Here is a 20,655-nt window from a genome sequence, read left to right on the forward strand (position 1 = left end):
AGTCCTTATACCAGGATAAATCCTTGTCTTGTTACAGGATAAAACGTCCTCTATTCTGCCCTGACCAACTCACTTTTTGGAGAAAAGATCATGCAACAGCCAGCCGTCGTCGCCCAGCAGTTCGGCAATACCGCCAGCGCCTACCTGACCAGCACCGTCCATGCGCAAGGCGCCGATCTGGTCGCGCTGCGCGAGATCGCAGCCGCGCTGCCCAAGCGGCCGGTGGTGCTGGACCTGGGCTGCGGCGCCGGCCACGCCAGCTTTGCCGTGGCGCCGGTGGCGGAATCGGTCACCGCCTACGACCTGTCGCCGCAAATGCTGGAGGTGGTGGCCGACGCCGCGCTGGCACGCGGCCACGCCAACCTCGGTACCCAGCAGGGCAATGTCACCAGCCTGCCCTACCCGGACGGCATCTTCTGCATGGTCATCACGCGTTTTTCGGCGCACCACTGGCAGGATGTACCGGCGGCGTTGCGCGAAATCCGGCGCGTGCTGAAGCCGAAAGGTATCGTCGTCATCATCGACATCACCGCGCCCGAAACGCCGCTGCACGACACCACCTTGCAGGCGGTCGAACTGCTGCGCGATGGCTCGCACGTGCGCGACTACCGCCCGTCCGAATGGACGCGCATGCTGAACGAGGCCGGCTTCCACAGCGAGCGCCTCAACGACTGGAAACTGGAGATGAAATTCGACGAGTGGACCGAGCGCATGCGCACCCCGGCCGAACGGGTGACCGCAATCCGCAGCCTGTTGCGCAATGCACCGGAAGAAACCCGGCAGTATTTCGCCATGCAGGCCGACGACTCCTTCAGCATCGACTCGACCATGTTCCAGGCCCGCAAAGCATAGGCCCGCGCACCGCATCGGCCGATGCAGCTATACTGGCGATCATGCCGCCCATCTGATTGGAGTGTCCGCCATGCCACGCGATGTCCCATCCGAACGCCGCAGCTGGCTGCTGCGGCGGCGCAGCGTGATGAGCCGTCGTCAGCTCAAGCTGCTGTTCGCGGCGCTGTGCGTGCCATCGCTGCTGATCGCCGCCTCATTTTTGTGGTGGGGCTACTGGTACATACTGGCCTACTCGGTACTGGAACTGAGCGTGATCGCCTTATGCCTGCGCCATCACGCCCGCCACAGCGGCGACTACGACCGCATCGACATCTCACCGGCCGTCATCATCATCAAACAGCGCCGGGCACGCAACAGGCGCCGGGTACTACTGAATCCCTGCACCACTCGCCTGCAAGCGCCTGCCCGCGAGCGCGATCCGCTTGTCCTGTCCGACCTCGAAACCCGCATCACCCTGGCCGAATTCCTCCCCGCCGCCCAACGCCGCCAACTGGCACTGGACCTCGTCCATCACGTCCAACAATTCAAGGATACCGGCGACTTGTATGGATCACGTTCAGCACCGTAACTGTAGTAGTCGTCTCAAGAAATATAACGACATAGTGCTTATGAACGACTAACTCGAACGTCCCAGGGACGCGTCCGCGCCTCTGCGTATCGACGCCCACTCATCCGCAGAAAACACCTTATTGCTGCCGTCATTGATGCCGGCAGCCGAGCTTTGGACCTTTGCGGTCAGCCAAGCCATATAGTTCTGCGAGCCTGGACTAGGTACCCATCCGTCGGTATGGACATGGACCGCTACGATGTCCAGTTCGTTCAACATCAGCAAGGCTTCTGCTGGATCGGCAAAGCGCATGTGCGACTGGCCATCGTCCTGAGTTACCCCCGCAGAACCAGAGGCCATGACAACTCTCACTTCAAATGCCTCAACATCCGCCACCAAGCTCACAGACATCACTTGGCCAGCGGCATGCGCCTTTTTTAAATCCTGCACAGTCAGAAATTTCATCGCAATCCCCTTTGTCACAGACTAACCGGCTCGCTCAAGTGGGCTATTGCCCGGTATCAAAATGCTGTGCACCCGCTGGTAGATCACATGGCATAATCAATTAAGTATTCTACATACTAACCAGGTAGAGGGAATATCCAAAGGGCTATCCGTACCCATATCCGAGCCATTACACCCAACGTTAAGACTATGGTATTGGCCGAAGAGTTCGGCGACTGGGTAGGCGCAAATCGACGCATAGATCTTCTCTGCTTGGATGATCAAGCCAACCTTGTTATTGTCGAGCTAAAACGCGATAACAGCGCTCATATGGAACTGCAGGCGTTACGCTACGCTGCGATGGTCTCAACTATGCGCTTTGATCAGGCAGTACTGTGGCTCAACAAGCAGGGGCTGGACCTGCGCTGCGTCCAAATGCGACCACATTAAATTGGTGATCGTGTCTTACTTGATATTCAACAGGTAATTCCGCTGCCGCAAGTGGAGCAATATCACGTGGCAGTTCGCGAGAAGTCTATTGAACAAGGCGCGGCACGCAAGCAAGACAAAGACATGACTCGCTATGACCTTACGATCGGAGAATTTAAGTTCAGAGAGATGGAGTACCAATCAATCCTGTCATGCCTGTGTTGCGCGAACTCGCAACCAAACTGCAGATTCAACTTATCAATGGAAGTGGTAACACTTTAAACACAAGACAACTCGGGCTTGCGGTGATGGATGCGTTGCAAGCTTAGTGCTCATTGCAAAATACGGCTAAAAGTAAAACGGCGCCTAAGGCGCCGTCTTCGTTATTACAGTTGACCCAGCAGGGTTTCAGCGTTCGATACTTCAAACTTGCCGCCCTGCTCGATGTTGAGCTGGGTGACCACGCCGTCCACCGCCAGCAGCGAGTAGCGCTGCGAACGGGTGCCCATGCCGAATTTGCTGAAGTCGGCGTCCAGGCCCAGCGCTTTCGAGTACGCGGCGTTACCGTCGGCCATGAAGCGCACGATGCCGGTGGCTTTCTGATCGCGGCCCCACGCGCCCATCACGAAGGCGTCGTTGACCGAGATGCACCAGATCTCATCCACGCCCTTGGCTTTCAGTTCGTCGGCCAGTTTGACGTAGCCAGGCACGTGCTGTGCCGAGCAGGTTGGGGTGTAAGCGCCTGGCAGGCCGAAGATGGCGATCTTCTTGCCCTTGACCAGATCTTGCACGTTGAAGGTGTTCGGGCCCAGCGAGCAGCCTTCGGTTTCGGTTTCGATGAATTCGGCCAGGCTGCCTTCCGGCAGTTTGTCGCCAATCTTGATGGTCATGGGTAACTCCTTTTTTTAAAATGTAAAAAAGCCGCACCAGAGGTGCGGCTCTTCCCTCGGATAGAACCCGAAGTATGCCTTAATCGGCTTGTTTGCGCAGGAAGGCTGGAATGTCGTAGGTTTCCATGCCGTTCTTCTCCATCGCGCGCACCTGCTCCGAAGCCGACTCGCGACGCCATACCGCTGGCGCCTTCATGCCGTCGAAGGCTGGCGACGCGCCGCCGCCCATGCCGCCGGCCGCGCCCATCGACAGGCCTTGTGCCGCCGCCGCGCCACCCATCGCAGCCGATGGCATCATCGGGCTGTTGTGGGTACCGGTGCGCAGCATCTGCTGCGGTACCAGTTGCACATGCTTCTTGGCCTTGCCCAGACCGGTCGCCACCACGGTGACGCGGATGCTGTCGCCCATGGCGTCGTCGTAGGCGATACCTTGTGCGATCGATGCATCCGGTGCCGCGAACGCGCGCACTGCGGCCATGACTTCCTTGATCTCTTTACCTTTCAGGCCACGCGATGCGGTCACATTGACCAGCACACCGCGCGCGCCCGACAGGTCGACGCCATCCAGCAGCGGCGACGCCACCGCTTGTTCAGCGGCGATGCGCGCGCGATCAACACCGGCGGCGGTGGCGGTACCCATCATCGCCTTGCCCTGCTCGCCCATGATGGTCTTGACGTCGTTGAAGTCGACGTTGATGTGGCCCGGCACGTTGATGATCTCGGCGATACCGGCAACGGCGTTATTCAGCACGTCGTCGGCGTGCTGCAGCCATTCGATCAGCGATTCGTCTTCGTAGATTTCTTCCAGCTTCTCGTTCAGGATCACGATCAGCGAGTCAACGTTGGCCGACAGCTGTTCCAGACCTTCGTCGGCGATGTCCATGCACTTCTGGCCTTCGTGCGAGAACGGTTTGGAAACCACCGCCACGGTCAGCGCGCCCAGCGACTTGGCCACTTCGGCCACGATAGGAGCGGCGCCGGTGCCGGTGCCGCCGCCCATGCCGGCGGCGATGAACACCATGTGCGCGCCGCGCAGCGAGTCTTCAATGCGCGAACGCGATTCTTCCGCCAGCTTGCGGCCGACGTCCGGCTTCATGCCTGCGCCCAGGCCGGTGTCGCCGATCTGGATGATGTTGTCGGCCTTGGAAGTCGCCAGCGCTTGCGCGTCGGTATTCGCGGCGATGAACTCCACGCCGGACATGCCTTTGTTGATCATGTGTTGCACCGCATTGCCACCCGCACCGCCGACCCCGACGACCTTGATGACGGTACCCAAAGCTGCGTTATCGACCATATCGAACTCCATGATGTGACTCCCTATCAGTATGCGGTTTCCAAGCGCCAGTCCTCATAATTGTAGGAGAACTGGAGGTTGAAAACTGCGGTTTTATATAAAAAATTTTGTGCTTCGTGCTTGCTTCGTTCTCGCCTCAGAAATTCCCGAGGAACCATTCCTTCATGCGCTGCCAGACTGCCTTCACTGATCCATCTTGCCGCGTGACGATGTGGCCACGCAGGTACTGCTTTTTCGCTTCCAACAACAGGCCAAGCACGGTCGCGTAGCGCGGGCTGCGCACCACGTCGGCCAACTGGCCACGGTAATCCGGAGTGCCCAGGCGCGCCGGCTTGAGGAAGATGTCCTCCGCCATTTCGACCATGCCCGGCATGATGGAGGTACCGCCGGTCAGCACGATCCCCGACGACAGCACCCCCTCGTAACCCGATTCGCGCACCACCTGGTGCACCATCGCGAACAACTCTTCCACGCGCGGCTCGATCACCGCCGCCAGCGCCTGACGCGACAGATTGCGCGGGCCGCGATCGCCCAGGCCCGGCACTTCCAGCGACTCACCCGGATCGGCCAGCACCTGCTTGGCCACGCCGTAACGGATCTTGATCTCTTCCGCCTCGGTGGTCGGCGTGCGCAGCGCCATCGCGATATCGTTGGTGATCTGGTCGCCGGCGATCGGGATCACGGCGGTGTGACGGATCGCGCCATCCGAGAACACCGCGACGTCAGTGGTACCACCGCCGATGTCGATCAGCACCACGCCCAGTTCTTTTTCGTCGCCGGTCAGCACCGCGTCGGCCGAAGCCATCGGCTGCAGGATCAGGTCCGACACTTCCAGGCCGCAGCGGCGCACGCACTTGACGATGTTCTGCACCGCCGACACCGCGCCGGTCACGATGTGCACCTTCACTTCCAGCCGGATGCCGCTCATGCCGATCGGCTCGCGCACATCTTCCTGGCTGTCGACGATGAACTCTTGCGGCACCGTGTGCAGCAGTTGCTGATCGGTCGGAATGTTAACCGCCTTTGCCGTTTCAATGACGCGCGCTACGTCGGTCGCCGTCACTTCCTTATCCTTGATGGCCACCATGCCGCTCGAGTTGAAGCTGCGGATATGGCTGCCGGCAATGCCCGCGTAGACATTGCGGATTTTGCAGTCCGCCATCAGCTCCGCTTCTTCCAGCGCGCGCTGTATCGATTCAACAGTCGCTTCGATGTTGACCACCACGCCTTTTTTCAGACCTCGCGATTCGTGCTGGCCCAGGCCAATCACTTCGTGGCGTCCATCGCCCATCACCTCGGCCACCACAGCCACCACTTTCGAGGTGCCGATATCGAGGCCGACGATCAGGTTTTTCGCGTCTTTAGTCATTTATTTTCTGCCTGCTCAGTTATGCTTGGTGTCCGGTTTCTTCACTAATGATTTAGGTTTCGCCCCATCCGCAGGAATCTTGAGTCCCTGCGCGCTCAACGCCAAACCGTTCTGGTACCGCATGTCTATCGTGTCTATATCGGGCAGATGCTCCACCAGTTGCGGATAAATCCCCACCAGGCGGTCCACCCTTTCCTTCAATGTGGTGCTGGTCTGTTCCCGTCCCAGCGCCACGCTCATTCCATTGTCCAGCTTCACCGTCCACGCATAGCGACCGGACAGCGACAGTGCCTGCGGCACCAGCTTGAGCGGCGCAAACCACGCGCGCAGCTCGTCGTAACGCGACAGCACTTCCTTCTCGCTGCCATCCGGGCCATCGAACTCCGGCAGCGCGTGGTCCTCTTCCGCCTCGGCCAGGTTGGCGGTGAACGACTCGCCCTTGGTCGACAGCAGCTTGCCATCCTCGCCCCAGGTGCCCAGCACCTCGTACTCTTCCAGCGCCACAATCAACTGGTCCGGCCATTCGCGACGCACCGTGGCGCGGCGTACCCAGGGCACCGTTTCAAACGCCTGGCGTACCGCGTCCAGGTTCGTCGTGAAGAAATTGCCCTTGATCCGTCCCAGCGTGTTATTACGCAGCGTCAGGTGATTCACGTGCTTCAGTTCTTCTTCACTGCCTATCGTCTCAATCCGAATGGTGCGCAGGTTGAACATCGGTCGCTGCGACACCCACCACACGCCGGACGCGATACATGCCAATACCGTCAGCGCAAAGATCCCGCTGGCGGTGGCATTCAGAGCTTTCGCGTCATGCCACATCTACCACTTAACCCTTCATCTTCAAACGCGCCGTGCGCAGGATCTCCACGCACAGGTCTTCGTAACTCATGCCTTCCGCGCGCGCCGCCATCGGCACCAGCGAATGACTGGTCATGCCCGGCGAGGTATTTACCTCCAGCAGGAACGGCTTCTGGTCACGCTCGCGCAACAGCACGTCGACCCGGCCCCACCCTTCGCAACCCAGTTCGCGATAAGCTGCCACCGCGATGCGCTGCATCTCCGCCGCCAGCGCTTCAGGCAGCGCGGCCGGGCAGAAATACTGGGTGTCGTCGGTGAAGTACTTATTCTGATAATCGTAATTGCCCTCTGGCGCCACGATCTCCACGATCGGCAGCGCGCGCGCGCCGGCGCCGCTGCCCAGGATGGCGATGGTGAACTCGCGGCCGGTGACGAATTCCTCGGCCAGCACCGAGTCATCCAGTGCGGCGGCGGTGTCGTAGGCCGCCTTGAATGCGCCGGCTTCGCTGACCTTGGTGATGCCGATGGTCGAACCTTCATGCGGCGGCTTGACGATCAACGGCAGGCCCAGATCGGCGGCGGTGGCCGCCAGATCCGATTGCGCGTTCAGCACCGCGTAGCGCGGGGTCGGCAGACCGGCCGCCAGCCACACGATCTTGGTGGTGATCTTGTCCATGCCCACCGAGCTGGCCATCACGCCGCTACCGGTGTACGGAATACCCAGCAGTTCCAGCGCGCCCTGCAGGCTGCCGTCTTCGCCGAAGCGGCCATGCAGCGCGATGAACACGCGGTCAAATTTTTCCGCCGCCAGTTCGGCCAGCGAGCGTTGGCCCGGATCGAAGGCGTGGGCGTCGATGCCCTTGCTTTGCAGCGCGGCCAGCACGCCGCTGCCGGACATATTCGACACTTCACGTTCCGCCGAGCGGCCGCCGAACAGCACGCCGACCTTGCCGAATGCTTTCACGTCTTGTGGATTCAAAGTGCTCACGATTCAGACCTTCGGATAATTAGTCAGTTTGGCCGGGACGCCGCTGATCGAGCCTGCGCCCATGGTCATTACGACGTCGCCGTCGCGCACCACGCCCATGATGGTCTCCGGCATATCGCCGATGGCCTCAACAAAAATCGGTTCCGTCTTGCCGCGTGCGCGCAATGCGTGCGCCAGTGCGCGGCCGTCGGCAGCCACCACCGGCGCTTCGCCGGCAGCATACACCTCGCCCAGCACCAGAACGTCCGGCGTGCCGAGCACTTTGACGAAGTCTTCGAACAGGTCGCGCGTGCGGCTGTAGCGGTGCGGCTGGAACGCCAGCACCAGGCGGCGGCCAGGATAGGCGGCGCGCGCGGCGGCCATGGTCACTTCCATTTCCAGCGGGTGATGGCCGAAGTCGTCCACCAGCGTGAAGGTGCCACCGCCTGGAATCGCCACATTGCCGTACTTGGTGAAGCGGCGGCCAACGCCGGCAAAACCGGCCAGGCCGGCCTGCGTGGCCGAGTCTTCGATGCCGATCTCGCGCGCGATGGCGACAGCGGAGCAGGCGTTCTGCACGTTGTGCAGGCCGGGCTGGTTCAGTACCACGTCCAGATCCGGATAGCCTTCCTGCTTGACGGTGAAATGCATTTCTGTGCCGACCGCGCGCGCGTTCACGGCGCGCACTTCGGCGTCTTCGGCAAAGCCGTAGGTGGTGACCGGCTTGGTCACGTGCGGCAGAATCGCGCGCACATGTTGATCGTCGATGCACAGCATGGCGCGGCCGTAGAACGGCAGGCGGTGCGTGAAGTGGACGAACGCCTGTTTCAGCTTTTCGAAATCGTGCTCGTAGGTTTCCATGTGATCGGCGTCGATGTTCGTAATCACTTCGATCATCGGCGTCAGATTCAGGAACGAGGCGTCGGATTCGTCAGCTTCCGCCACCAGATATTCGCCGGTGCCCAGCTTGGCGTTGGCGCCAGCCGCGGTCAGACGGCCGCCGATGACGAAGGTTGGATCGAGACCGCCCTGCGCCAGCACCGATGCCACCAGGCTGGTGGTGGTGGTTTTGCCGTGGGTGCCGGCGATGGCGATGCCGCGCTTCAGGCGCATCAACTCGCCCAGCATCACGGCGCGTGGGACGATAGGAACCTTGCGGCCGCGTGCTGCTATAACTTCAGGATTGTCCTGCTGTACAGCGGTCGAGGTCACGACAGCATCGGCCTTGCCGATGTTTTCCGCCGCGTGGCCCTGATACACGGTCGCGCCCATGTCGGCCAGACGCTGGGTGACAGCATTGCTGCCCAGGTCCGAGCCGGACACGTTGTAGCCCAGCGTCAGCAGCACTTCCGCGATGCCGCTCATGCCGCTGCCGCCGATGCCGACGAAGTGTATGTTCTGTACCTTATGTTTCATGCCAGTTCTTCCAAAACTTTAGCGATTGCTTCATTCGAATCGCGCTTGCCGACGTCGCGCGCGGCGTTGGCCATGGCCAGGCACGATGCGCGGGTCAGCGTTTCCAACAGCGTCGCAACTGCTTGCGCGCTCAATTCCGTTTGCGGCATGTGTATCGCCGCTTTTTGTTTCGCCATCCACTGCGCGTTGTCGCGCTGGTGGCTGGTGGTCGATGCCACGAACGGCACCAGCACGCTGGCCACGCCAGCCGCCGTCAGTTCGGACACCGTGATCGCGCCGGCACGGCAGATCACCAGATCGGCGGCGCTATAGGCGGCCGCCATGTCGTCGATGAAGTCGACCACGTTGGCCGTCACACCGGCCTGCTGATACGCCGCGCGCAGCGCATCGATATTCTTCTTGCCCGATTGGTGCGTCACCAGCGGACGCTGTGCCTCGGGGATCAGCGCCAACGCCGCCGGCAGGCTGTCGTTCAGTGCTTTCGCACCCAGGCTGCCGCCCACCACCAGAATGCGCAGCGGACCTTCGCGGCCGGCGAAACGCTGTGCCGGTGACGCCATCTCCAGAATCTCCTTGCGCACCGGATTACCGGTGACAACCGCCTTGCCGGCCGCGCTACCGAAATTGGCCGGGAAGCCAAAGCACACGCGGCCCGCGAACGGCACCAGCGTTTTATTCGACAGCAGCAGCGCCGCGTCGGCGTTCACCAGCACCAGCGGCGTGCCGCGCAGGCGCGACATCAGGCCGCCCGGCACGGTGACATAACCGCCCATGCCCATCACCACGTCCGGCTTGCGGTGGCCGATGAAGCTGAAGCAGTCGGCAAACGCCTTCACCATCTTGAAGGCGCCGCCCAGCGTGTGCTTCAAGCCCTTGCCACGCATGCCGGTGAAATTGATGCTGTCCATGCTGATGCCGTGTTTCGGCACCAAATCCTGCTCCATGCCGGTGGAGGTACCCAGCCAGCTCACTTCCCAGCCCCGCGCGCGCATGGTTTGCGCGATCGCCAGGCCAGGGAAAATATGACCGCCCGTACCGGCCGCCATAATCATTAATCGTTTCATAGTCTGCCACCACGCATCAGTACCCGGTTCTCGTAGTCGATCCGGAGCAGAATCGCGAGTCCGATGCAGTTAATCACAACGCCCGTGCCGCCATAGCTCATCAGCGGCAGGGTCAAGCCCTTGGTTGGCAGTAAGCCCAGGTTCACACCCATATTGATAAACGTCTGCACACCGATCCAGATGCCGATGCCTTTGGCGGTGAGGCCGGCAAAGGTCTGGTCGATGGCGATGGCCTGGCGGCCGATGTCGAAGGCGCGCTTGATGATCCAGTAGAACAGCGCGATCACCACCAGCACGCCGGCCAGGCCCAGTTCTTCACCGATCACCGCCAGCAGGAAGTCGGTATGCGCTTCCGGCAGGTAGTGCAGTTTTTCCACGCTGCCGCCCAGCCCAACGCCAAAAATCTCGCCGCGCCCGAAAGCGATCAGCGAGTGCGTCAGCTGGTATGCCTTGTTCAGCGCATTGTCTTCTTCCCACGGATTCAGGTAAGCGAAATAGCGCTCGCGGCGGAATTTGGACAGCGCGATGATGGAGCCGAAGATCACCACCAGCACCGCGCCGATGCCGCCGAACCAGATGGCGTTGATCCCGCCCAGGAACAGGATGCCCATGGCGATGCAGACGATCACGCCGAATGCGCCAAGGTCTGGCTCCAGCAGCAGCAACAGGCCGACGAAGCCGACCGCCGCCGCCATCGGCATGAAGCCCTTGGTCAGCTTGTGCATGTATTCCTGCTTGCGCACGGTGTAGTCGGCGGCGTACAGCACCGCCACCACCTTCATCAATTCGGACGGCTGCACGTTGAATACTTTGAGTGACAGCCAGCGGCGGCCACCGTTGACCACCACGCCGATGCCGGGGATGAGCACCAGCACCAGCAGCACCAGTGTGCCGATGAATAGATACGGCGCGGCTTTCTGCAGGTCGGCCACGCGGATGCGGAACACGAACAGGCCAACCACCAGCGAGACCGCGATGAACATAGCCTGGCGCTGCAGGAAGTAAGTGTTCTGCCAGCGCACGTAGTTGGCGAACTTGGGCGAGTCCGGCAGCGAAATCGAGGCCGAGTACACCATCACCATCCCCAGCAGCATCAGCAACAGGGTGACCCAGACCAGCGGCTGGTCGTACTCCATCATCTTGGACTGCCGCGCGCGGCTCTCCAGCGGCGTTTCAGCCGACTTGGAACCAAAGCGGAATGGCAGCTGGAGCGGCATTTAGATCTCCTGTCCAGCGTCGAGCGCGATGTCGCGCACGGTGTCGATGAACACCTGGGCGCGATGCGCGTAGTTCTTGAACATGTCCATGCTGGCGCAAGCTGGCGACAGCAGTACGGCATCGCCGGCTTGCGCCAGTTCGCTGGCGCGCTTGACGGCTTGCGGCAGGTCGGTGCCGCAGTCTTCCAGTTCGTACGGCAGCAGCGCGCCCTGCTCGCGCGCGGCCAGCTCCAACGCGGCGCGGATTTGTGCGGCATCGCGGCCGATCAGCAGTGCGGCGCGGGCGTAGCGTTGCATTGGTTCTGCCAGCGGCGCGAAGTCCTGGCCCTTGCCGTCGCCACCGAGGATGACCAGCAGGCGCTGGTTATCGCCAGCGAAGGCTTTGCCCAGGCCATTCAGCGCGGCCACGGTGGCGCCGACGTTGGTGCCTTTGCTGTCGTCGTAGTATTCAACGTCGTTGATGGCGCCGACCAGTTCCACGCGGTGCGGCTGGCCGCGATATTCGCGCAGGCCGTGCAGCAGTGGCGCCAGCGGCAGGTCGATGGCGCGGCACAACGCCAGCGCGGCCAGCGCGTTGGCGGCATTGTGGATGCCGCGAATTTGCAGCGCGTCGGCGGGCATCAGGTTTTTGACGATGCACTCCACCGGTGGTGGTGGCGGGTCGTTCTTTTTGCGTTTCTTCGGTTCGCCCTCTTCCTCGGCCGGGATGGCGGTGGCGAGCCACAGCACGCCGCGTTCGTTGTTCAGGCCAAGGTCGTCGCGCAGGGTGGGCGCGTCGGTGCCGAAGGTGACGTTGGTGCCGGTGGCGCTGGCCATGCGCATGGTGGTGGCGTCGTCGCGGTTCAGCACGCGGACCGTGTTGGCGGCGAAGATCCGGTGCTTGGCGGCGGCGTAGGATGGCATGTCGCCGTGCCAGTCGAGGTGGTCCTGGGTGACGTTCAGCACAGTCGCCGCGTCGGCTTCCAGCGTGAAGGTGGTCTGCAGTTGGAACGACGAGAGTTCGAGCACCCAGATGTCCGGCAGAGCCGATGGCGATGCGGCGGTCGGGGCGGCGGCAGGCTGCGCGACGGCCTCTCCGGCCTGCGCGGTGGCGGCGGCCAGTGCAGCGGCATCAGTGGCGGCGGGTGCGGCTGCATCGGCGGCGGGTGCCGCTGCGGGCGCGGGGCCGGCGGCGTCGAGCACTTCGCGCAGGACGTCAAGCGCGGCCGGACTGATGTTGCCGGCCACGCGCACGGTCTTGCCGGCGCGTTCGCACAGCTGGCCGACCAACGTGGTCACCGTGGTCTTGCCGTTGGTGCCGGTGATGGCGATGATCTTCGGCGCGTAGCCGCGTTCCGCCTTCAGCGCTTCCAGCGCCTGCGCGAACAGCTCAATCTCGCCCCACACTTCAATACCAGCGGCGGCGGCGGCCGGCGCAATCTCTGCCAGCTCACGCCCAGGTGCCAGGCCAGGACTGACGGTCACAAAGTCCACGCCATCCAGCAGCGCGGCGCCAAACGGGCCGGCGACGAATTCAACGTCAGGCACGGCTGCGCGCAACGCTGGCAAGCGGTCCGGCGACTCACGCGTATCGGCCACGCGCACGCGCGCGCCGCTGCGGGCCAGCCACAGCGCCATCGCCAGGCCGGATTCCCCCAGCCCTAATACCAGTGCGTTTTTGCCTTCGTAAATCATCAGCGCAGTTTCAACGTCGACAGACCAACCAGTACCAGAATCATCGTCACAATCCAGAAGCGGACAACGACCTGGGTCTCTTTCCAACCTTTTTGCTCAAAGTGGTGATGCAGTGGCGCCATCAGGAACACGCGACGGCCGGTGCCATAACGCTTCTTGGTGTACTTGAACCAGCTCACCTGAATCATCACCGACACCGTCTCCGCAACGAAGATACCGCCCATGATGAACAACACAATCTCCTGACGCACGATCACCGCGATGGTCCCCAGCGCACCGCCCAGCGCCAACGCGCCCACGTCGCCCATGAACACCTGCGCCGGATGGGTGTTAAACCACAGGAAGGCCAGACCAGCACCCGCCAGCGCGCCGCAGAAAATAATCAGCTCGCCCGCGCCAGGAATATGCGGAATGAACAGATACTTCGAATACGTCACGCTACCGGTCAGATAAGCGAACAGGCCCAGCGCCGAACCCACCATAATCGTCGGCATGATGGCCAGACCATCCAGACCGTCCGTGAAGTTAACGGCGTTGGACGAACCCACGATGACACAATAGGTCAGCGCGATGAAGCCCCACACACCCAGCGGATAGCTGATGGTCTTGAAGAACGGGACGATCAGGTCAGCCTTCGGCGGCAGATCCAGCGAGAAGCCCGACTGCACCCAGGCGAAGAACAACTCGAACACCTTGCCGGTATTCGGCGCCGACACCGAAAACGCCAGATACAGCGCGGCCGCGATACCCACCAGCGACTGCCAGAAATACTTCTCGCGCGATCGCATGCCTTCCGGATCCTTGTACACCACCTTGCGGTAGTCATCTGCCCAGCCCACGGCGCCAAAGCCCAGCGTCACAATCAGCACCGGCCAAATCAGACGGTTCGACAGATCGCACCACAGCAGCGTCGAAATCGCGATCGACAGCAAAATCAGCACCCCGCCCATGGTCGGCGTGCCGTGTTTTTTCAGATGGGTCTGCGGACCATCGGTACGCACCGCCTGGCCGACCTTCATCGCGGTCAGCTTGCGGATCACTGCCGGACCAGCGGCCAGACCGATAAACAGCGCAGTCGCGGTGGCGAACACCGCGCGGAAGGTGATGAAGTTGAAGACCCGGAGTAACCCGACGTCCTGCTGGAAGAGTTGTGCGAGCCAGAGCAGCATGATTAGTGACTTTCCTTGTTAGCTTGTTGCGACCCAATCAAATGCTGCACGACCCGCTCCATCTTCATGAAACGGGAGCCCTTGATTAAAACCGTTGCATCAGGCGACACCGCCGCATCCACCGCGGACAGCAAATCGCCAAAATTCTCAAAATGACGAACCTTCGCGCCGTGGATATGCGCAGCCAGTTCGCCGGTTACCAGCACCGTTTCGATGCCTTTTTCTTGCGCATACGCGCCAACTTCCTCGTGGAACTCGCGTCCCTGCGTGCCGACTTCGCCCATGTCGCCCAGTACCAGCACGCGTGGCGCGGCGGCGTTGGACAGTACGTCGATGGCGGCGCGCACCGAATCCGGATTGGCGTTGTAGGTGTCATCGATGACCACCGCGCCGTTGGCCGCCGCCTTTTTCTGCAGGCGGCCGCTGACCGGAGCAAACGTATCCAGTCCGAGTTTGATTTTTTCCAGCGATACGCCTGCAGCGTAAGTACAGGCCACCGCCGCCAGCGCATTGCGCACATTGTGCTCACCCGCAGCCAGCAGGCGCACGAAGAACTGGCGCACGTCGGCCTCACTCTCGCTGATGGTGAAGAACACCTCGCTGCCAAAGTCATTGGCGCGGAAGGTGCAGCTCACTTCAGCATCCTTGGTGAAGCCGAAGCGCAGCAGACGACGACCGGCCGACAGTTCTTCCCACACCGGCGTGAACTCATCGCCATACGGGAACACCGCCACGCCGTCGGTCGGCAGCGCTGACAACACCGCGCCGTTCTCGCGCGCCACCGCTTCCACCGTGTGCATGAATTCCTGATGCTCGCGCTGGGCGTTGTTGACCATGGCGATATCGGCGCCGGCGATGGCGGCCAGACGGCCGATTTCGCCCGGATGGTTCATGCCCATCTCGATCACGGCGGCTTGCTGTTGCGCGTCCATGCGGAACAACGTGAGCGGCACGCCGATTTCGTTATTCAGGTTGCCGCGCGTGGCCAGGCGGCCTTCCTCACCGTGGGCGGCGGCCAGAATCGCGGCGATCATTTCTTTCACCGTGGTCTTGCCGTTGCTGCCGGTGACGCCGATCACCGGCATGTCGAACTGCCGGCGCCACCAGTTAGCGATCTGGCCCAACGCCGCCAAGGTGTTCGGCACAACGATGGCTGGCAGGGTCCAACCCTCCGGAAGCTCTTCCACCACCACCGCCGCCACACCCTTCTCCGCCACTTGCGACAGGAAGTTGTGAGCGTCGAATACTTCGCCGCGCAGAGCGACGAACAAAGCACCTGCGGATACGCTACGGCTGTCGGTCGACACGCCGTCAAAAGCAACATCGCCGGCGTTCACTAAGCGTGCGCCGGTCAGAGAAGGCAGAATTTGTGCGACTGCTGCACGCATTAATTCGTCCTCATCATGGTTAAACGTGCCGACAGCGCCAGCTGGGCGTGATCGGCGTCCGAGAATGGCAGTTTCTTGCCCTTGATTTCCTGGTATGGCTCGTGGCCTTTACCGGCCAGCAGTATCACGTCCGGCTTGGCCGCATGCTTGATCGCGGACAGGATGGCACCGGCGCGGTCGTCCAGCGCCTGCACCGTCGATGCCGGATTGTTCTGGTCCATGCCGGCCAAAATCTGTTCGATGATCGAATGCGGATCTTCGCTGCGCGGATTGTCGCTGGTGACCACCACATGGTCGGCCGCCTGCGCGATCTTGCCCATCTGCGGACGCTTGCCCGGATCGCGATCGCCACCGCAGCCAAACACGCACCACAGTTGGCCGCCACGATCATTGGCCACCGGACGCAGCGCGGCCAGGGTTTTCTCCAGCGCGTCCGGCGTATGCGCGTAGTCGATCACGATCAGCGGCGCATCCTGGCCGCCAACCTGCTGCATGCGGCCCGGCGCTGGTTGCAGCGCTTCCACCGCCTCGATGGCGGCGCGCAGGCCCAGGCCTTTCGCCAGCAGCGCGCCCATCACGCCCAGCGCGTTGCTGATGTTGAAGCCACCCACCAGATGCGTGCGCACCTGCGCCACGCCCAGCGGGCACTCCAGATGGAATTCAGTGCCGCCACCACGGCCGCTGCGCAGCTGGCTGGCGCGCAGTATCGTCACGCCGTCGATGTCCGGACGCGCGGTAGTGTCGTGCAGCGTGTAGCCGATCAGCGGCAGGTCGCCGGCTGGCAGCACCGGCTTGGCTTTCAGATGATCGATGATGCGCACGCCGGCCGGATCGTCCAGATTGACCACCGCCGATTTCAGGCCCGGCCAGTCGAACAGCTTGAGCTTGGCCGCCTCGTAGGCTTCCATGGTGCCGTGATAGTCGAGGTGATCGCGGGTCAGATTGGTGAACAGCGCGACGTCGAAATGCATGCCCGACAGGCGGCCCTGTTCCAGGCCGATCGACGAGGCTTCGATCGCCAGCGAGCTCGCGCCCTTGTCGCGCAGGTCCGCCAGCGAGCGCGCCAGCAGCACCGCGTCCGGCGTGGTGTAGCCGGTGACGTCGTATTCCACATCGCCGCGCGGACGGAACACGCCCACGCCCAGCGTGCCGATCACCGCCGCCGGCTCGCCGCCGCGCGACAGCGCCTGGCCCAGCCACACGGCGCTGGAGGTCTTGCCGTTAGTGCCGGTGACGGCCGCAGTATACATCGCGCCATCCGGCTGGTTGTAGTAAGCGTGGGCGATGAAGCCGGCGTGCTTCTTCAATTCAGCGACCGTCAGATAAGGCACGGCCCACTTGTCGTTCCAGGTAAAGCCGGCCGGGTCGAGCACCACCAGCGCGGCACCCTGCTCGATGGCGCCTTCAATAAAGTTACGCCCATCGCCGGCGTCGCCAGGATAAGCAAAGAACACATCGCCCAGCTTGATGCGGCGCGAATCCGAAGCCAGGTGCGCGGTCGGCGCCAGCTTGCGGATCGCGGCTGCGATCGTGGCAGAATCGGCCATCGGGTCGAAAGTAGAAGTCGTCACATGTTCCCCTGTGCTGCTGATTCAGGAATGATGATATGGGTCAGGTCCGAGTCCGGCGCCACGTTCTTGGCGCGCAGCGCCTGCGCCGCCAGCGCGGAAAACACCGGACCGGCCACGTCGCCGCCGACGTGCACCGGACCACCCGGTTCGTCGATCATGACGGCGATGATGAAGCGTGGGTCCGACATCGGCGCCATGCCGACGAAGTTACCGATATATTTGGTTTGCGAGTAGTGACCGTTCAGGAACTTCTGCGCGGTACCGGTCTTGCCGCCGACGCGGTAGCCCGGCACCTGGGCCTTAACGGCGGAGCCGCCCGGCTGCGTCACCATCTCCAGCATTTCGCGCATATCGGCGGCGGTCTTCGGCGATACCACCTGGGTGCCGTGCGGCGCCTCGTTCAGCTTCTGGAACGACAGCGGAATGATGTCGCCGTTGCGGGCGAAGATGGTGTAGGCGCGCGCCAGCTGAATCAGTGAGACCGAGATACCCTGGCCGAAACTCATATTGGCCTGCTCGATCGGACGCCAGGATTTATAAGGACGCACGCGGCCCGCCACCGCGCCGGGGAAGCCCCACTTCGGCTGCTGGCCGAAGCCGACTTTGGTGAACATCTCCCACATATCCTCGGCCGGCATGCCCAGCGCGATCTTCGACGTGCCGATGTTGGACGACTTCTGGATGATGGTCTGGACGTCGATCAGGTAGTGCGGATGCGTATCGTGAATCACTTTGTCAGCGATCACCATATAGCCGGGACCAGTGTCGAACATGGTGTGCGGCGTGACGCGTTTTTCATCCAGCGCCAGCGCCACCGTGAACGGCTTCAGCGACGAACCCGGCTCGAAGGTGTCGGTCATCACGCGGTTGCGCAGCTGTTCGCCGGTCAGCTTGGAGCGGTCGTTGGGATTGTAGGTTGGCCAGTTGGCCAGCGCCAGCACTTCGCCGGTGTGCACGTCCAGCACCACGGCGGCACCGGCCTTGGCGTGGAACTTCTCCACCGCGTCCTTGACCTGGGTGAAGGCGATGTACTGGATTTTGCTGTCGATCGACAGCGTCAGATCCTTGCCGTCGTGCGGCTCGCGCACCGACTCGATATCTTCCACGATGCGGCCCAGGCGGTCCTTGATGACGCGGCGGCTGCCGGTGATGCCCTGCAGCGTTTTCTGCTGCGCCAGTTCCATCGATTCCTGGCCCTGGTCTTCCACGTTGGTGAAGCCCACCACGTGGGTGGTCACCTCGCCCTGCGGGTAGAAGCGCTTGTATTCCTTGCGGGTCTGGATGCCTTCGATTCCCAGCTTGGTGATCTGGTCGGCCACGTCCTGCTCGACCTGGCGTTTCAGGTAGACGAAGTTGCGGTCGGAGTCGAGTTTTTTCTGCAGCTCGGCGTCGCTCATGTCGAGCAGCCTGGCCAGCTGTTTCAGCTTGGCCGGCGGCGCTTCCTGCACATCATCCGGGATCGCCCAGATGGCTTTGACCGGCACCGACGACGCCAGCACCTGGCCATCGCGGTCAGTGATCTTGCCGCGCGTGGCCGGCAGTTCCAGCGTGCGCGCGTAACGGATCTCGCCCTGCTTCTGCAGGAACTGGGTCGACAAGCCTTGCAGCCACAGGGCGCGGCCGGCCAGCGCGGCGAAAGCGGCAAACAATACGAACAGCACCACGCGCGAACGCCAGGTTGGCAGACGCACCGCCAATACTGGGCTCTTCGAGAAGGCCACGCCTTTGGAGGCGGCCACGCGTGAGGTGTTCACATTGCTGCCGCGGCTCATTTGGCTTGCTCCGGCGTCAGGTATTGGGTACGTGCCGCAGTCAGCGGCGTCATATTCAGGTCACGGCGCGCGATCTCCTCGATGCGGGCGTGCTTGCCCAGCGTCGATTGATCCAGCTGCAGCTGCGCCCATTCGATGTCCAGCTGGCGCGCCTGCGACTGCGCGCGTTCCAGCTCAATGAACAGATGGCGCGCCTGGTACTGGGCGTTCACCAGCGACAGGCCGCATGCGACCAGCAGCATGGTCAGCACCAGATTGACCTTGCCGCTCATGCGCCCTCCGGAATCGGCAGGCGGCGCGCCACCCGCATCACCGCCGAACGGGCGCGCGGGTTGTCATCCACCTCCTGGTCGGAAGGCTTCATCTTGGCCAGCAGCTTCAGTTCCGGCTGCGGCAGGTCGACCGCGCGAATCGGCAGGCGGCGGTCCGGCTGCTCCACATTCGCTTTCGACGCGAAGAAGCGCTTCACCATGCGGTCTTCCAGCGAGTGGAAGCTGATGATGGCCATGATGGCGCCGGGCGCCAGGCTGTCATACGCGCGCGTCAGACCGACTTCAAGGTCTTCAAGCTCTTTATTGATGAAAATCCGGATAGCCTGAAATGTGCGGGTTGCCGGATCCTTGCCCTTTTCGCGTGTTTTGACCGCGCCTGCCACGATACCGGCAAGCTGTCGTGTGCTTGAAATTGGCTCGACTGCCCTGCGAGCAACAATCGCCTTTGCAATCTGAAAAGCAAACCGTTCTTCCCCATATTCCTTTATCACCTTTTCCAGTGTCTGTTCGTTTTCTGTGGCGAGCCACTCCGCCGCCGACATGCCGCGCGTGGTGTCCATGCGCATGTCGAGCGGGCCGTCGTTACGGAAACTGAAGCCGCGCGCGGCGTCGTCCACTTGCGGCGACGAGATACCCAGGTCGAGCAGAATGCCGTCGACCTTGTCCACGCCGTTGGCCGCCAGCGCCTCGCGCATGGTGGCAAAGCTGTCGTGGACGATGGTGAAGCGTGGGTCCTTGATTTGTTCGGCGGTGGCGATGGCTTGCGGATCCTTGTCGAAGGCGATCAGGCGCGCCTTCGGGCCCAGTTTGGACAGGATCAAACGCGAATGGCCGCCGCGACCGAAAGTACCGTCGACGAATACGCCGTTGGCGCGCGCGCCATCCAGCGCCAGCGCATCCACCGCTTCGTCTAACAGCACCGTGCGATGCTGGAATTCAGGCACCGTTGTCGTGTTCATTTGACGGAGCCTTAGAAAGAGAAATTAGCGAGTACATCGGGGGTGCCGGCTTCGAGAGCCTGCAGCTCTTTTTCCGCCATTTTGGCGGCGTCCCAGATCTCGAAGTGCGAGCCCATGCCCATCATCATCACCTCCTTGTCCAGGCCAACAGCGGCGCGGAGTTCGGGCGAAATGAGGATGCGGCCGGCGGTGTCCATTTCCACGTCGGTGGCGTAACCGAGGAAAATGCGCTGCCAGGCGCGCGCTTGCATGGGCCATGCGGAGATTTGTTGACGGTGTTGCTCCCACACAGGACGGGGGAACAGCATGACGCAGCCGTCGGGATGGCGCGTCAGGGTGAGGCGGCCTTCACACTGGATCGACAGCGCGTCACGGTGCTTGGCAGGGATGGACATCCTGCCTTTGGCATCGAGATTGATTGCGGACGCGCCTTGAAACACGTGATTACCTTTAGACCTCAGTAGTTAGCGGAGCATGAAACGATGACTGTTCGCTGTAATCTTCCCTGTCCGCTAAGTCAGGCAAAATTTCCCACAAAAAGACACTTTTTCACACAGATGCCC

At 62.2% G+C, this 20,655-nt stretch carries 20 protein-coding genes; 3 read left to right on the forward strand and 17 right to left on the reverse strand.

What is annotated here, in order from left to right; translation table 11 throughout:
• Window positions 1-90 precede the first annotated feature (90 nt).
• Together GJ699_RS16595 and GJ699_RS16600 are read left to right on the forward strand one after the other, a co-directional pair.
• On the forward strand, window positions 91-852 hold the full coding sequence (locus tag GJ699_RS16595) for a class I SAM-dependent methyltransferase (protein ID WP_154378195.1): 762 nt from the start codon (window positions 91-93) through the stop codon (window positions 850-852).
• Window positions 853-922: 70 nt separating this feature from the next.
• The gene (locus GJ699_RS16600; RefSeq protein ID WP_154378197.1) at window positions 923-1,420 is read left to right on the forward strand and encodes a DUF2244 domain-containing protein; all 498 of its coding nucleotides are present in this window, start codon (window positions 923-925) and stop codon (window positions 1,418-1,420) included.
• 48 nt (window positions 1,421-1,468) lie between these two features.
• Here GJ699_RS16600 and GJ699_RS16605 read toward each other — a convergent pair whose 3' ends face one another.
• Window positions 1,469-1,864 (reverse strand): hypothetical protein, encoded by a 396-nt coding sequence (locus tag GJ699_RS16605; RefSeq protein WP_154378199.1) that lies wholly within the window; start codon window positions 1,862-1,864, stop codon window positions 1,469-1,471.
• A 189-nt stretch (window positions 1,865-2,053) separates the two neighbouring features.
• Here GJ699_RS16605 and GJ699_RS34610 point away from each other — a divergent pair, with 189 nt between their 5' ends.
• The gene (locus GJ699_RS34610) at window positions 2,054-2,293 is read left to right on the forward strand and encodes a hypothetical protein (protein WP_229262130.1); all 240 of its coding nucleotides are present in this window, start codon (window positions 2,054-2,056) and stop codon (window positions 2,291-2,293) included.
• A 365-nt stretch (window positions 2,294-2,658) separates the two neighbouring features.
• Here GJ699_RS34610 and GJ699_RS16615 read toward each other — a convergent pair whose 3' ends face one another.
• The 16 genes from GJ699_RS16615 to mraZ form a co-directional block, all read right to left on the reverse strand.
• Window positions 2,659-3,162 carry a peroxiredoxin gene (locus GJ699_RS16615; protein WP_154378201.1) on the reverse strand — a complete coding sequence of 168 codons (504 nt, stop codon included), beginning with the start codon at window positions 3,160-3,162 and terminating at the stop codon, window positions 2,659-2,661.
• Between the two features lie 79 nt (window positions 3,163-3,241).
• Window positions 3,242-4,468 (reverse strand): cell division protein FtsZ, encoded by a 1,227-nt coding sequence (ftsZ, locus tag GJ699_RS16620; RefSeq protein WP_154378203.1) that lies wholly within the window; start codon window positions 4,466-4,468, stop codon window positions 3,242-3,244.
• 124 nt (window positions 4,469-4,592) lie between these two features.
• Window positions 4,593-5,825, reverse strand: a complete 1,233-nt coding sequence (gene ftsA, locus GJ699_RS16625; RefSeq protein ID WP_135200696.1) for a cell division protein FtsA — start codon at window positions 5,823-5,825, stop codon at window positions 4,593-4,595.
• 15 nt (window positions 5,826-5,840) lie between these two features.
• On the reverse strand, window positions 5,841-6,644 hold the full coding sequence (locus tag GJ699_RS16630; RefSeq protein WP_154378205.1) for a cell division protein FtsQ/DivIB: 804 nt from the start codon (window positions 6,642-6,644) through the stop codon (window positions 5,841-5,843).
• Window positions 6,645-6,651: 7 nt separating this feature from the next.
• The gene (locus GJ699_RS16635) at window positions 6,652-7,611 is read right to left on the reverse strand and encodes a D-alanine--D-alanine ligase (protein ID WP_371867578.1); all 960 of its coding nucleotides are present in this window, start codon (window positions 7,609-7,611) and stop codon (window positions 6,652-6,654) included.
• Window positions 7,612-7,614: 3 nt separating this feature from the next.
• Window positions 7,615-9,006 (reverse strand): UDP-N-acetylmuramate--L-alanine ligase, encoded by a 1,392-nt coding sequence (gene murC / locus GJ699_RS16640; protein ID WP_154378207.1) that lies wholly within the window; start codon window positions 9,004-9,006, stop codon window positions 7,615-7,617.
• Complete coding sequence (gene murG, locus GJ699_RS16645) at window positions 9,003-10,070, reverse strand: undecaprenyldiphospho-muramoylpentapeptide beta-N-acetylglucosaminyltransferase (protein ID WP_154378209.1); 1,068 nt, start codon at window positions 10,068-10,070, stop codon at window positions 9,003-9,005. Before murG ends, murC begins: the two co-directional genes overlap by 4 nt.
• Window positions 10,067-11,287, reverse strand: a complete 1,221-nt coding sequence (ftsW, locus tag GJ699_RS16650; RefSeq protein WP_154378211.1) for a putative lipid II flippase FtsW — start codon at window positions 11,285-11,287, stop codon at window positions 10,067-10,069. The genes murG and ftsW overlap by 4 nt, the downstream gene beginning before the upstream one ends.
• On the reverse strand, window positions 11,288-12,961 hold the full coding sequence (murD, locus tag GJ699_RS16655) for a UDP-N-acetylmuramoyl-L-alanine--D-glutamate ligase (RefSeq protein ID WP_154378213.1): 1,674 nt from the start codon (window positions 12,959-12,961) through the stop codon (window positions 11,288-11,290).
• The gene (mraY, locus tag GJ699_RS16660) at window positions 12,961-14,130 is read right to left on the reverse strand and encodes a phospho-N-acetylmuramoyl-pentapeptide-transferase (RefSeq protein ID WP_154378215.1); all 1,170 of its coding nucleotides are present in this window, start codon (window positions 14,128-14,130) and stop codon (window positions 12,961-12,963) included. Before mraY ends, murD begins: the two co-directional genes overlap by 1 nt.
• A 2-nt stretch (window positions 14,131-14,132) precedes the next feature.
• Window positions 14,133-15,518, reverse strand: coding sequence for a UDP-N-acetylmuramoyl-tripeptide--D-alanyl-D-alanine ligase (locus tag GJ699_RS16665; RefSeq protein ID WP_154378217.1), 1,386 nt, complete (start codon window positions 15,516-15,518; stop codon window positions 14,133-14,135).
• Complete coding sequence (locus tag GJ699_RS16670) at window positions 15,518-17,065, reverse strand: UDP-N-acetylmuramoyl-L-alanyl-D-glutamate--2,6-diaminopimelate ligase (protein ID WP_154378607.1); 1,548 nt, start codon at window positions 17,063-17,065, stop codon at window positions 15,518-15,520. Before GJ699_RS16670 ends, GJ699_RS16665 begins: the two co-directional genes overlap by 1 nt.
• A gap of 20 nt (window positions 17,066-17,085) precedes the next feature.
• Window positions 17,086-18,861 (reverse strand): peptidoglycan D,D-transpeptidase FtsI family protein, encoded by a 1,776-nt coding sequence (locus tag GJ699_RS16675; RefSeq protein ID WP_154378219.1) that lies wholly within the window; start codon window positions 18,859-18,861, stop codon window positions 17,086-17,088.
• Window positions 18,858-19,133, reverse strand: coding sequence for a cell division protein FtsL (ftsL, locus tag GJ699_RS16680; protein WP_154378222.1), 276 nt, complete (start codon window positions 19,131-19,133; stop codon window positions 18,858-18,860). The genes GJ699_RS16675 and ftsL overlap by 4 nt, the downstream gene beginning before the upstream one ends.
• Window positions 19,130-20,092 (reverse strand): 16S rRNA (cytosine(1402)-N(4))-methyltransferase RsmH, encoded by a 963-nt coding sequence (gene rsmH, locus GJ699_RS16685; RefSeq protein WP_154378224.1) that lies wholly within the window; start codon window positions 20,090-20,092, stop codon window positions 19,130-19,132. The genes ftsL and rsmH overlap by 4 nt, the downstream gene beginning before the upstream one ends.
• A gap of 11 nt (window positions 20,093-20,103) precedes the next feature.
• Window positions 20,104-20,532 carry a division/cell wall cluster transcriptional repressor MraZ gene (gene mraZ / locus GJ699_RS16690; protein ID WP_371867579.1) on the reverse strand — a complete coding sequence of 143 codons (429 nt, stop codon included), beginning with the start codon at window positions 20,530-20,532 and terminating at the stop codon, window positions 20,104-20,106.
• Between the last annotated feature and the right edge of the window lie 123 nt (window positions 20,533-20,655).

Source organism: Duganella guangzhouensis, assembly GCF_009674535.1.
In the GTDB taxonomy this organism is placed as follows: domain Bacteria; phylum Pseudomonadota; class Gammaproteobacteria; order Burkholderiales; family Burkholderiaceae_D; genus Rugamonas; species Rugamonas guangzhouensis.